Origin of the sequence: Streptomyces sp. NPDC013455, from assembly GCF_040632975.1 — a bacterium.
Taxonomy (GTDB): Bacteria; Actinomycetota; Actinomycetes; order Streptomycetales; family Streptomycetaceae; genus Streptomyces.
The window spans coordinates 50,239-61,661 of record NZ_JBEYCX010000013.1 but is presented as its reverse complement, the minus strand read 5'-3'; the positions used below and the strand labels follow the sequence as shown (position 1 = coordinate 61,661).

The following is an 11,423-nucleotide window of genomic DNA, read 5'->3' as shown; positions in this document are numbered from 1 at the left end:
TTGTTGTCCTGTCTGAGCCGACCGCTCATGGAAAAAGCGTCGCGGCGCGGCCGTCACACCGCGATATGTCCGGTGGTGTCGCGCGGACGCGCCGGGGTCCGGCGCGGTCAGTCCGCCGCCCAGAGGCCGCGCACGTGCCCCAGGTGCCGGGTCATGATCGCGTGGACGGCCTTCCCGTCACGCTCCAGCAGCGCGTCCAGCAGCTCCAGGTGCTCCTCGGCGGAGGCGAGCAGCCGGCCCGCCTCCACCAGCGCGGTCAGCCCGTACAGACGGGAGCGCTTGCGCAGGTCGGCGACGACCTCGACCAGGTGGCCGTTGCCCGCGAGAGCGAGCAGACCGAGGTGGAAGCGGGTGTCGGCCTCGACGTAGGCGATCAGATCGCCCGCCACCGCGGCCGTGACGATCTCCCGGGCCGCCGGGCGCAGCGCCTCCAGCGACACCCGGTCGGCCGTGCGGGCCAGCTCCACCACGGTGGGGATCTCGACCAGTGCCCGGATCTGCGTGTACTCGTCCAGCTGCTTGTCGGACACGGCGGTGACCCGGAAGCCCTTGTTGGGCACCGTGTCGACCAGCCCCTCCTTGGCCAGGTCGAGCATCGCCTCGCGCACCGGGGTCGCCGAGACGCCGAACCGGGCGGCCAGCGACGGCGCCGAGTACACCTCACCCGGCCGCAGCTCACCCGCGATCAGCGCGGCGCGCAGGGCGTCCGCGACCCGCTCGCGGTAGCTGCTGCGCCGGCCGCCCAGCCGGGGGAGCGCGGGTTCCTGGGCGTCCCGCGTGTTCTGTGCCATGTCACGCATCACCGGGGTGAGTCTAGAGGACGCTAGAGAACGAATCCCTCGGGGAACGGATCGTCCGGGTCCAGCAGGTACTGGGCGGTGCCCGTGAGCCACGCCCGGCCGGTGAAGCTGGGCAGCACGGCCGGCACCCCGGCGACCTCCGTGGTGCCCAGCAGCCGTCCGGTGAAGCGGGTGCCGATGAAGGACTCGTTGACGAACTCGGTGCGCAGCGGCAGTTCACCGCGCGCGTGCAGCTGGGCCATGCGCGCACTGGTGCCCGTGCCGCACGGGGAGCGGTCGAACCAGCCCGGGTGGATGACCATGGCGTGGCGGGAGTGCCGGGCCGTGGCGCCGGGCGCGTACAGGTGGACGTGGTGGCAGCCGCGGATCGACGGGTCCTCGGGGTGCACCGGCTCGGCTTCCGAATTGATCGCCGCCATCAGCGACAGTCCCGCCGCCAGGATGTCGTCCTTGCGGGCGCGGTCGAAGGGCAGCCCGAAGGCGTCGAGGGGCAGGATCGCGTAGAAGTTGCCGCCGTAGGCCAGGTCGTAGCCGACGGTCCGGCCGTCGGGCAGGCTGATCTCGCGGTCCAGACCGGCGGCGAACGACGGGACGTTGCGCAGGGTCACGTTCCGCGCCGCACCGCCCTCCACCGCGACCTCGGCGACCACGACCCCCGCCGGGGTGTCGAGCCGGATGGTGGTCACCGGCTCCACGACCTCCACCATGCCGGTCTCGACCAGCACGGTGGCCACCCCGATCGTGCCGTGCCCGCACATCGGCAGGTAGCCGGAGACCTCGATGTAGAGGACGCCCCAGTCGCAGTCGGGGCGGGTGGGGGGCTGGAGGATCGCGCCGCTCATCGCGGAGTGACCGCGCGGCTCGTTCATCAGCAACCGCTTGATGTGGTCGCGGTGCTCACGGAAGTACAGCCGCCGCTCGTTCATCGTCGCCCCGGGTACGGTGCCGATGCCGCCGGTGATCACGCGGGTCGGCATGCCCTCGGTGTGCGAGTCGACGGCGTGCAGGACGAGCTTGCTGCGCATGGTGCGGCTCCCTTACCCGAGGCCCTGGGCGACGGCCTTCTCCGTGGCCGCGCGGACCGCGGCCCCCTGCTCCGGCGTGAGCGGGACGCGCGGCGGGCGCACCGGGCCGCCGTACCGCCCGACGATGTCCATGGACGCCTTGATGGCCTGCACGAACTCCACCTTCGAGTCCCAGCGCAGCAGCGGGTGCAGCTGCCGGTAGAGGGGGAGCGCGGTGGTGAGGTCCCCGGCCACCGCGGCCCGGTACAGCTGTGCCGAGGCCCGGGGCAGCGCGTTGGGGTAGCCGGCCACCCAGCCCTTGGCGCCGGCCACCGCCAGCTCCAGCAGCACGTCGTCCGCGCCGATCAGCAGATCAAGTTCCGGGGCGAGTTCGGCGACGCGGTAGGCGCGGCGGACGTCGCCGGAGAACTCCTTGACGGCGTGCACGAGCCCCTCGCCGTGCAGCCGCGCGAGGAGTTCGGGCACCAGGTCGACCTTGGTGTCGACCGGGTTGTTGTACGCCACCACCGGCAGGCCGGCCTTCGCCACCTCCGCGTAGTGGGCGAGGACGGAACGCTCGTCGGCGCGGTAGGCGTTGGGCGGCAGCAGCATCACCGACGCGCAGCCGGCCGCGCCCGCCTGCTCGGCCCAGCGCCGGGCCTCGGCGGAGCCGTAGGCGGCGACGCCCGGCATCACCCGCCGCCCGCCGACCGCGGCCACGGCGGTCTCCACCACCCGGGCCCGCTCCTCGGGGGTCAGTACCTGGTACTCGCCGAGCGAGCCGTTCGGTACGACGCCGTCGCAGCCGTTGGCGACCAGCCAGGAACAGTGTTCGGCGTACCGGTCGTAATCGACCGAGAGGTCGTCGCGCAGCGGCAGGGCGGTGGCGACGAGGATGCCGCGCCAGGGACGGTTCTGTGCCTCGGACATGGGTGCTCCCTCATTTCGGCAGTGTGTGACATGGCACTGGGCCGGGTGTGCAGCGGCCGCACTCCGCTGCGCGGGCGGGCAACGGACCCACTCCGCTGCCCGGGTGGGCAGCGAACCCACTCCGTTGCACGGGTGGGTGGAACGGACTCACTCCGCTTCGGGCAGGGCGGCGAGGACACCGAGCGGTACCGGCCGGGCGAACGGCCGGCGCCCGGGGGTGAGCGGGCATCCGGCCAGACCGGCCACCGCGGGCGCGCACACCCGGCCCTGGCACCAGCCCATCCCGGCCCGGGTGAGCAGCTTCACCGTGCGCAGGTCCCCGGCGCCGAGGGTGTCCACGGCGTCGCGCACCCGGCCGGCGGTGACCTCCTCGCATCGGCACACCACCGTGTCGTCCCCGATCGCGTCGGCCCAGCCGGCCGGCGGGGCGTACACCGCGTCGAGGGCGCCGGCGAACGCCCGCAGCCGGGTCCTGGCCCGGTCGGCGGCGGCCCAGCCGCGCGGGTCGGGAGCGGTGCCGTGCAGCCGGGCGGCGGCCGAACGCCCGGCGATGTGGCCCTCGGCGAGCGCGAGGGCCGCGCCGCCGACACCGGTGGCCTCCCCGGCGGCCCAGACGCCGGGCACGTCGGTGCGCTGTTCCCCGTCGACGCGTACGGCGGTGCCGGACAGGGTGCAGCCGAGGGTCTCGGCGAGATCGGTGTGCGGCAGCATGCCGTGGCCGACGGCGAGGGTGTCGCAGCGGACGCGGCGGGCGCTGCCGGGCCGCGGCCGTCCGTTCCGGCCGAGCGCGGCCACCGTCACCGCCTCCAGCCGGCCGGTGCCGTGCGCCGCGACGACGGTGTGCCGGGCCAGGGTGCGCACGCCGTGCCGCAGCAGCCGGGCCGCGTACCCGGCGCCCTCGGCGAGTTTGCCGGGCTGGGCGGCCAGGGCCGGCGCCCGGCGCAGCAGCGCGGCGGGGCCGGCGGACTCGACCAGGGCGGCGACGCGGGCACCGGCCGCGGCGAGAGCGGCGGCCACCGGCAGCAGCAGCGGCCCGGTGCCGGCCACCACGGCCGTCCGGCCGGGCAGCACCAGGGACCCCTTGAGCATGGCTTGCGCGCCGCCCGCCGTGACCACGCCCGGCAGCGTCCAGCCGGGGAAGGGCAGCACCCGCTCGTAGCCGCCGGTGGCGAGCAGTACGGCGTCGGCGCGGACCGTCGCGCCCTCCTCCTGGGCGGGACCGAGCAGAGCGTGCACACCGAACGTCCCGGAGGCCGTGTCGCGCTCCACGCACCAGACGTGATGTTCCGTCAGATGCGTGATCCGGCCGGCCGCGCGATACCGGTCGAGGCCGGACCGCAGCCGCTCCCAGGTGCGCCACTGGTGGTGCAGGGTCCGGGGCCGCCGGGCGCCGAGCGCGTCGGCGGGCTGCCGGTAGAACTGTCCGCCCGCCTGGCCGGCCGCGTCGACGAGGGTCACGTGCACGCCACGGGCGGCCGCCGCCAGGGCCGCGGCCAGCCCCGCGGGGCCGGCGCCGACGACGGCGAGGCGCGGCCGCTCAGCCATGGTCCCCTCCCACGCCCTCCGGCCGTACGCCACGGTGTCCCGTGTCCTCCGGCCGTACGCCCCCGTGTCCCGTGTCCTCCGGCTGCACGCGGCTGTGTCCCGTGTCCTCCGGCCGTACGTCGCCGTACCCCGTCCCCTCCTGCGTGCGGATCGCGTCGCCCGCGTGGACCGGGACCAGGCAGGCGCGCTGGTTCGGGCGGCCGTTGACGGTGACCAGGCAGTCGAAGCACACGCCGATCCCGCAGAAGACCCCGCGGGGCCGGCCCGTGCCGCGGGTGCCGCGCCAGGCCGTCACGCCCGCCGCCCACAGGGCCGCCGCGACGGTCTGCCCGGGCAGCGCCGTCAGGGGCCGGCCGTCGAAGGTGACGGTGACCGCCGGGCCCGGCCGGGCCCGTGCCAACTCGAGGGGATTCACGGCGCGTCGCCTCCGTCGGTGTCGAACCGTTCCGGCCGGAACGGTGTGAGGGCCGGCTCCGGGGTCTTCCCGGTGAGGGCGTGGGCGATCAACTGCCCGGTGGCGGGAGCGAGTCCGATCCCGGCGCCCTCGTGCCCGCAGGCGTGGAACAGGCCGGGCGCCCGCGGGTCGGGGCCGATGGCCGGCAGGTGGTCGGGCAGGTACGGCCGGAAGCCCGCGTACGTCCGCAGCGCGCGGACCCGTTCCAGGAACGGGAACAGCCCGACCGCCCCGGCGGCGAGCGCCCGTACCGCGGGCAGCGACACCGTGCGGTCGAAGCCGACGCGTTCCCGGGTCGCGCCGATCAGCACCGGACCGGCGGCCGTGCCCTCGACGACCGGGGAGCTGCGCAGCGCGGCCGAGTCGCTGGCCACGTCGGCCACGTAGTCGGCCGCGTAGACCTTGTGCCGGACCATCCGCGGCAGCGGCTCGGTGACCAGGACGAAGCCGCGCCGGGGGAGGACCGGCAGCCGGACGCCCGCGAGCGCGGCGAGCTCGCCTCCCCAGGTGCCGGCCGCGTTCACCACGGCCGGTGCGTGCACGTCGCCCCGGTCGGTGCGGACGCCGTACACCGTGCCGTCCGCCCGGCGCAGCACGCCCGTCACCGTGCGCCCCGCATGGAACCGGGCGCCGGAGGCGCGGACCAGGTGGGCGGCGGCCAGCGCGGGCATCACCTGGGCGTCCTGGGGGTAGTGCACCCCGCCCGCCATGCCGGGTGCCAGGTGCGGTTCGAGTCCGGCCAGTTCGTCCGCGCCGACCGGTACGGCCGTGACGCCGGCGGTGCGCTGGCGCGCGGCGAAGCCGCGCAGCGCGGCCAGGGTCTCCGCGGTGGCGGCGACCACGAGGCCGCCCTTGGGTTCGTACTCGATCGCGGCGCCCAGCTCGCGTGCCAGCTCGGCCCACAACCGGGCCGACCGCAGGGCGAGTTCGAGTTCCGGGCTCGGTGCCTTGTCGGAGACGAGCAGGTTGCCCTCGCCGGCGCCGGTGGTGCCGCCGGCCACCGGGCCGCGGTCCACCAGCCGTACGTCGAGTCCGGCGCGCGCGGCGTACAACGCGCAGGCGGCGCCCACCATTCCGGCCCCGACGACCACGACATCGCAGGTCGGTCGCTTCGTCACGGCCAGTACTATGTCACATGTTTCTGTCGCTGAGGAGACCCCGATCTCCAGGCGTGGACGCCCCCTTGACGTCGCAGGAAGGCGGATCGACACTCGGGACGGGAATCCTAGTGAACAGGTAGGGAATCATGGCGCGCCGCGAAACGGGCACCGGCCGGGCCGGCCGGACGCCGTCGCGCGCACCCCTGCTCACCTCCCGCCGGCACATCGACCTCCAGCGCGTGTGCAGCGCCATCAGCCGCCACCGCTGAGCCGGGCGCCCGCACGCCCGCCGACCGGCCGGCCCCGCGCCGGTGCGCCCGTCACCACGCCCACGACCCGGGGAGACCCATGTCCCTCACTCCGCTCGCCGCCGCCCCGTCCGCCCGCCGCGCCGCCCCCGTCTTCCGCGGCCGCATCGGCGGGGACCCGCGCGGCGGCCACTACGCCGTGCCGCACCGCTACCGGCTCCACCTGTCGACCGCCTGCCCCGACGGACTGCGCCTCGCCGTCGGGCACAGCCTGCTCGGCCTGGACACCAGCTGTCCGGTCACCCTGCTGCCCGCCGTCCCGGACTGTCCCGGCGGCGGCCACGCGGCACTGCGCCCGCTGTACGAGGCCAGCGCCCACCACTACACCGGCCCCGCGCTCGCGCCCGTCCTCGCCGACGACTGGTCCGGACGCATCGTCAGCACCCACACCCCCGACATCCTCCGCGACCTGGACCGGTTCCGGCCGGGCGGCCGCGCCCGGCTGTACCCCGACGGACTGGAGTCCGTGATCGACGCCGTCGAGCGGATGTGCGCCGAGGGCATCGAGGAGGCCGCGCAGCGCGCCGGGCGGGCCGGCGCCGACGCCGGCGAACGGGCCGCCGCGCTCGACACCCTGTTCGACACCCTGGGCCGGCTGGAGCGGCGCCTGGGCGGGGAACGGTACCTGGCCGACGACCGGCTGACCGCCGCCGACATCGAGCTCTGGGTGACCCTCGTGCAGCTCGACACCGTCCACCGCTGCCACCTCGACGCCTCCGCCGTGCACCGCATCGCCGGCCACCGCGCCCTGTGGGCCTACGCCCGCCGCCTGGCCGCCCACCCCGCCTTCGGCCGCCACCTCGACCTCGACGGCATCGCCCGCCGCCACCACGGCAGCTGCCGGGGACTGGAGGCCGCCGGAGCCGCCGTCCAGATCCTGGACTGGGCGGAACACGCGGCGGACACCCCGGACGCTCCACGCAGGTGAGAGCCCGTCCGCACCGTCCAGCCACCGGACGGCCGTTGACATTCGGACGGGCAACTGCCTTACTTACGGCCCAGAACGGTCATGAGCGTCAGCGCCAAGCCCTGGCTCGCTGACCGGCAACCCTCGCATCGCGGTGGGGTGCCCCAGGTGACGACCGGACCGGACGACGATCTCGGTAAGCGCGCGGCCCCACGCGGCCGGAACGACGACAGGTGACGCCATGTACGCAGCTCCCAGGACGGCCGCGAGCCGCCCCCAGGGCTGCGTACCGTCGTACGCCGGTCTCCTCGTCGCCGACCGCGCCGTCGATCTGCTCCGCGTGAACAGCGCACTGTGTACCGCACCGGGCTCCGCCCGCTGCCGGGGCTGACGCCTCCGCCCCCTCGCGTTCCCGCCGCACACCGTCGGTGTGCCGTGCCGTGCCGTAGCCCGCCAGACCCCGGTTCCGCGCCCGCCCGTGCGCCGCCTCGTGCCGTAGTGCCGTCGCGGCCCACGCCCGTCCGGCCGCGGCCCCGGGTGTCCGACTCCGCCGGAGCCCGCCATGAGCGACCCCTCAGGCGCCGCCGTCTCCCTCGCCGAGGCGCCGGCCCCGACCGACCCACCCGCGAAGGACTCCGGAGTCCCGCGGATCAGGCCACTGCGCCGGCCCGGCCGGTGGATCGTCACCGCCGCCGTCCTCGTGCTGCTCGCACAGATCCTGCACGGCCTGGTCACCAACCCCTTCTACCAGTGGCACCGCTTCCGCTACTGGTTCCTGCGCCCGGCCGTCCTCGACGGCCTCCTCGTCACCCTCGAAGTCGCCGCGCTCAGCGCCGTACTGGGGCTGCTCGGCGGCATCCTGCTGGCACTCGGCCGGCTCTCCGGGAGCCCGGTGCTGCGCGCGGTCAGCTGGACCTACACCTGGCTGTTCCGTTCGGTCCCGCTGATCGTGGTGCTGATCTTCCTGTACAACTTCGGCGCCCTGTACAAGACGGTGAGCCTGGGCGTGCCCTTCGGCCCGGCCTTCGTCACCTTCGACGAGTCGCGGCTGGCCACCGACATGACGATCGCCGTCATCGGCCTCAGCCTCAACGAGGCCGCGTACGCGGCGGAGGTCGTCCGCGCCGGCATCCTCTCCGTCGACCAGGGCCAGCACGAGGCGGCCGCGGCCCTCGGACTGCCCAGGGGCCGCCAGTTCCGCAGGATCGTCTTCCCGCAGGCCCTCAGGTCCATCACCCCGAACTACGTCAACCAGCTGATCGGCCTCGTCAAGAGCACGTCCCTGGTCTTCTACGTCTCTCTGCTCGACCTGTTCGGCACCGTGCAGGCCATGGGCAACACCTACCCCGGTGACGTGGTGCCGCTGCTGATGGTCGCCACCGTCTGGTACCTGATCCTCACCAGCGCCGTGTCGGCCGTGCAGTACCACGTCGAGCGCCACCAGGCCCGGGGCGCCACCGGCACCCCGCCGCCGACCCCGCTGCGCAAGGCCCGGGCCGGTCTGGCCGGACTGCGGGACCGGCTGCGCCGGGAGGCCGCCGTATGACCACCGCACCGACCCGCGCGCACCGCGGCCGCCGACGGCTGCCCTGACCCGCACCACCGCCCACGCCCCGGCGCCACCCTGTACGCCCCCACGACAGCACCCCCAAGCCCCCCACGGCAGCACCCCGCCCCCCACGGCAGCACCCCCAAGCCCCCCACGGCAGCACCCCCAAGCCCCCCACGGCAGCACTCCCACCACCCAGCAGAGCGAGACGAGGACAGCAACGCCATGCCTACCCACTTCCCCCGACGCAGCCTGATCCGCGGCATCTCGGCGGCGACCGCCGTCGCCGCCCTCGCCACCGGGCTCGCCGCCTGCGGGGGCGACGGCGAGGCCGCCACCACGACCCGCACCCCCGGCACGGTGACCGTGGGGCAGCTGTCCAACGGGGCCGCGAAAGAGACCGAGCTGAAGGTCTCCGAGGTCAAGTCCATCAGCGCCCGGCTGCCCGCCTCCGTCCGCGAGAGCGGCAAGCTCGTCATCGGCGTCGGAGCCCTGCCCTCGGGGTCCGCGCCGCTGAACTTCGTGGGCAGCGACCAGAAGACCCTCACCGGGTCCGAACCCGACTTCGGACGCCTGGTCGCCGCGGTGCTCGGCCTCGAACCCGAGATCCGCAACTCCACGTGGGAGAACCTCTTCGTCGGCCTCGACAGCGGCAAGGTCGACGTGGCCTTCTCCAACGTCACCGACACCGAGGAGCGCAAGAAGAAGTACGAGTTCGCCTCCTACCGCAAGGACGACCTGGCCTTCGAGGTGCTGAAGCAGAGCAGCTGGAACTTCGACGGCGACTACGAGAACCTCGCCGGCAAGACCGTCTCCGTGGGCTCCGGCACCAACCAGGAGAAGATCCTCCTGGAGTGGAAGGCCAAGCTCGCCCGGGAGGGCAAGAAGCTCACCGTCAAGTACTTCCCGGACCAGAACTCCACCAGCCTGGCGCTGAACAGCGGCAAGATCGACGCCTACTTCGGCCCGAACCCCGCGGTCGCCTACCGCGCGCGGCTCACCGCCAAGACGCCCCACCCGACCCGCGGCGCGGGCACCGTCTCCGGCGCCGGCGAAACACTCCAGGGCCTGATCGCGGCCACCGCCAAGAAGGACAGCGGACTCGCCGAACCGCTCGCCGACGCCATCAACCACCTCATCGAACACGGCCAGTACGCCAAGTGGCTGGCCGCCTACGGCCTCTCCTCCGAGGCCGTGACGAAGTCGGAGGTCAACCCGCCCGGGCTGCCCCTGACCAACTCCTGACCCACCGCGCGCGGTTAAGGTGCGGGCGCCGGGAACATCCGGCGCCCGGCGGGCGTTGTGGGTCGTGACGAGATGCGCCAGGCGGCCGCCGACCGGACCGCCGCGCCCGGCGGAGGGAGGTGTGCGGCCGTGACCCGAGTGCCCCCGCGGACCTGCCCGCCGCGCCCGCGGCCCTACCGCTCCGTCCGTCTGCACTCCCGGCCGCACATCGACCTCCAGCGCGTGTCCGCCGCGCTCTGTCGCCCCTGATCCCCCCACCCGGCCTCCCGGCCCGGGTCTCCTCCCACCGCGCTCGCACCGCGCCGACCCCCCGTGCCGCGAGCCGGTGTCTCTCGTACGGACATCAAGGAAGGCACCGACGTGTCCTCGACTCCCCTCACCCCCCTGCACCTCGCCGTCGCCCTGGACGGCACCGGCTGGCACCCGGCGTCCTGGCGCGAGCCGGCCGCCCGCCCCCGCGACCTGTTCACCGCCGGATACTGGACCGACCTGATCACCGAGGCCGAACGCGGCCTGCTCGACTTCGTCACCATCGAGGACGGCCTCGGCCCGCAGTCCTCACAGCCGCTGGCGCCCGACGAACGCACCGACCAGGTCCGCGGCCGGCTCGACGCGGTCCTCGTCGCCTCCCGCGTCGCCCCCCTCACCCGCCACATAGGACTGATCCCGACCGTGGTGGCCACACACACCGAGCCGTTCCACATCTCCAAGGCGATCGCCACCCTCGACTACGTGAGCGGCGGACGCGCGGGCCTGCGGGTGCAGACCACCTTCCGCCCGGACGAGGCCGCCCACTTCGGCCGGCGCACCATTGCCCGGATCGACCCCTCCGGCGGCCCGGACGCGCAGGCACTGATCACCGAACTGTTCGACGAGGCCGCCGACTACGTGGAAGTGGTGCGCCGGCTGTGGGACAGCTGGGAGGACGACGCCGAGATCCGGGACGCGGCGACCGGCCGCTTCGTCGACCGGGACAAACTGCACTACATCGACTTCGAGGGCCGCTTCTTCAGCGTCAAGGGCCCCTCCATCACCCCCCGGCCGCCGCAGGGCCAGCCGCTGGTCACCGCCCTCGCCCACCGGAGCGAGCCGTACCGGCTCGTGGCCCGCCAGGCGGACATCGGCTACGTCACCCCGCAGGACGCGGCGCAGGCCCGGGCGATCGTCGACGGGATCCGCGCCGAGCAGGAGGAGGCCGGCCGCGCCGGGGAGACCCTGCACGTCTTCGGCGACCTCGTCGTCTTCCTCGACGACAGCCGGGCCGCGGCGGCGGCCCGCCGGGACCGCCTCGACGCCCTGGCGGGCGAGCCCTACACCAGCGACGCCCGGATCTTCACCGGTACGGCCGCGGAACTCGCGGACCTGCTGGAGGAGTGGGCGGCCGGTGGCCTGACCGGCTTCCGGCTGCGGCCCGCGGTCGCCGGCCACGACCTGCCGGGGATCACCCGGGACCTGGTGCCGGAACTCCAGCGCCGCCACCGCTTCCGCAAGGCGTACGAGGCCGGCACCCTGCGCGGCCTCCTCGGCCTCGCCCGCCCCGCCAACCGCTACTCCGCAGCCGTCGCCTGAGCCGGGAGGACC

Annotated in this window: 12 protein-coding genes, 1 pseudogene and 1 riboswitch; of the genes and pseudogenes, 7 read left to right on the top strand and 6 right to left on the bottom strand. The window is 74.7% G+C overall.

Going from position 1 to position 11,423, the window contains the following annotated elements; genetic code table 11:
• Positions 1-107: 107 nt before the first annotated feature.
• The 6 genes and pseudogenes from ABZ576_RS21385 to ABZ576_RS21360 all read right to left on the bottom strand — a co-directional run bounded on the left by ABZ576_RS21385 (position 108) and on the right by ABZ576_RS21360 (position 5,851).
• Positions 108-800 carry a GntR family transcriptional regulator gene (locus ABZ576_RS21385; protein ID WP_360742851.1) on the bottom strand — a complete coding sequence of 231 codons (693 nt, stop codon included), beginning with the start codon at positions 798-800 and terminating at the stop codon, positions 108-110.
• Positions 801-823: 23 nt separating this feature from the next.
• Positions 824-1,825, bottom strand: coding sequence for a proline racemase family protein (locus ABZ576_RS21380; protein WP_360742848.1), 1,002 nt, complete (start codon positions 1,823-1,825; stop codon positions 824-826).
• A gap of 12 nt (positions 1,826-1,837) precedes the next feature.
• Positions 1,838-2,734 (bottom strand): dihydrodipicolinate synthase family protein, encoded by an 897-nt coding sequence (locus tag ABZ576_RS21375; protein WP_360742846.1) that lies wholly within the window; start codon positions 2,732-2,734, stop codon positions 1,838-1,840.
• Positions 2,735-2,881: 147 nt separating this feature from the next.
• Positions 2,882-4,279 carry an NAD(P)/FAD-dependent oxidoreductase gene (locus ABZ576_RS21370; RefSeq protein WP_360742843.1) on the bottom strand — a complete coding sequence of 466 codons (1,398 nt, stop codon included), beginning with the start codon at positions 4,277-4,279 and terminating at the stop codon, positions 2,882-2,884.
• A 118-nt stretch (positions 4,280-4,397) separates the two neighbouring features.
• Positions 4,398-4,694: pseudogene (locus ABZ576_RS21365) on the bottom strand ((2Fe-2S)-binding protein); the annotation flags it as partial.
• Entirely contained in the window at positions 4,691-5,851 is a 1,161-nt protein-coding gene (locus ABZ576_RS21360; RefSeq protein ID WP_360742840.1) for an FAD-dependent oxidoreductase, read from the bottom strand. The gene ABZ576_RS21360 and the pseudogene ABZ576_RS21365, both read right to left, overlap by 4 nt.
• A gap of 128 nt (positions 5,852-5,979) precedes the next feature.
• Between ABZ576_RS21360 and ABZ576_RS21355 the strand changes: the two genes are divergently transcribed.
• The 7 genes from ABZ576_RS21355 (at position 5,980) to ABZ576_RS21325 (ending at position 11,411) form a co-directional block, all read left to right on the top strand.
• Entirely contained in the window at positions 5,980-6,102 is a 123-nt protein-coding gene (locus tag ABZ576_RS21355) for a putative leader peptide (RefSeq protein WP_360742837.1), read from the top strand.
• Between the two features lie 79 nt (positions 6,103-6,181).
• The gene (locus tag ABZ576_RS21350) at positions 6,182-7,069 is read left to right on the top strand and encodes a glutathione S-transferase C-terminal domain-containing protein (RefSeq protein WP_360742834.1); all 888 of its coding nucleotides are present in this window, start codon (positions 6,182-6,184) and stop codon (positions 7,067-7,069) included.
• 77 nt (positions 7,070-7,146) lie between these two features.
• Positions 7,147-7,257, top strand: a riboswitch (SAM riboswitch).
• 32 nt (positions 7,258-7,289) lie between these two features.
• The gene (locus tag ABZ576_RS21345) at positions 7,290-7,439 is read left to right on the top strand and encodes a hypothetical protein (protein ID WP_360742831.1); all 150 of its coding nucleotides are present in this window, start codon (positions 7,290-7,292) and stop codon (positions 7,437-7,439) included.
• Positions 7,440-7,610: 171 nt separating this feature from the next.
• Positions 7,611-8,594, top strand: a complete 984-nt coding sequence (locus tag ABZ576_RS21340; protein ID WP_360742828.1) for an amino acid ABC transporter permease — start codon at positions 7,611-7,613, stop codon at positions 8,592-8,594.
• Between the two features lie 228 nt (positions 8,595-8,822).
• Positions 8,823-9,842, top strand: a complete 1,020-nt coding sequence (locus tag ABZ576_RS21335; protein ID WP_360742825.1) for an ABC transporter substrate-binding protein — start codon at positions 8,823-8,825, stop codon at positions 9,840-9,842.
• Between the two features lie 72 nt (positions 9,843-9,914).
• Positions 9,915-10,091 carry a putative leader peptide gene (locus ABZ576_RS21330; protein ID WP_360742822.1) on the top strand — a complete coding sequence of 59 codons (177 nt, stop codon included), beginning with the start codon at positions 9,915-9,917 and terminating at the stop codon, positions 10,089-10,091.
• A gap of 111 nt (positions 10,092-10,202) precedes the next feature.
• Entirely contained in the window at positions 10,203-11,411 is a 1,209-nt protein-coding gene (locus ABZ576_RS21325; RefSeq protein WP_360742819.1) for an LLM class flavin-dependent oxidoreductase, read from the top strand.
• Positions 11,412-11,423 lie beyond the last annotated feature (12 nt).

Bases quoted from the DNA above. Each gene is read 5' to 3' on its own strand.
- ABZ576_RS21385 (WP_360742851.1), bottom strand. From the start codon at position 800: ATGCGTGACATGGCACAGAACACGCGGGACGCCCAGGAACCCGCGCTC.
- ABZ576_RS21380 (WP_360742848.1), bottom strand. From the start codon at position 1,825: ATGCGCAGCAAGCTCGTCCTGCACGCCGTCGACTCGCACACCGAGGGC.
- ABZ576_RS21375 (WP_360742846.1), bottom strand. From the start codon at position 2,734: ATGTCCGAGGCACAGAACCGTCCCTGGCGCGGCATCCTCGTCGCCACC.
- ABZ576_RS21370 (WP_360742843.1), bottom strand. From the start codon at position 4,279: ATGGCTGAGCGGCCGCGCCTCGCCGTCGTCGGCGCCGGCCCCGCGGGG.
- ABZ576_RS21355 (WP_360742837.1), top strand. From the start codon at position 5,980: ATGGCGCGCCGCGAAACGGGCACCGGCCGGGCCGGCCGGACGCCGTCG.
- ABZ576_RS21350 (WP_360742834.1), top strand. From the start codon at position 6,182: ATGTCCCTCACTCCGCTCGCCGCCGCCCCGTCCGCCCGCCGCGCCGCC.
- ABZ576_RS21345 (WP_360742831.1), top strand. From the start codon at position 7,290: ATGTACGCAGCTCCCAGGACGGCCGCGAGCCGCCCCCAGGGCTGCGTA.
- ABZ576_RS21340 (WP_360742828.1), top strand. From the start codon at position 7,611: ATGAGCGACCCCTCAGGCGCCGCCGTCTCCCTCGCCGAGGCGCCGGCC.
- ABZ576_RS21335 (WP_360742825.1), top strand. From the start codon at position 8,823: ATGCCTACCCACTTCCCCCGACGCAGCCTGATCCGCGGCATCTCGGCG.
- ABZ576_RS21330 (WP_360742822.1), top strand. From the start codon at position 9,915: ATGCGCCAGGCGGCCGCCGACCGGACCGCCGCGCCCGGCGGAGGGAGG.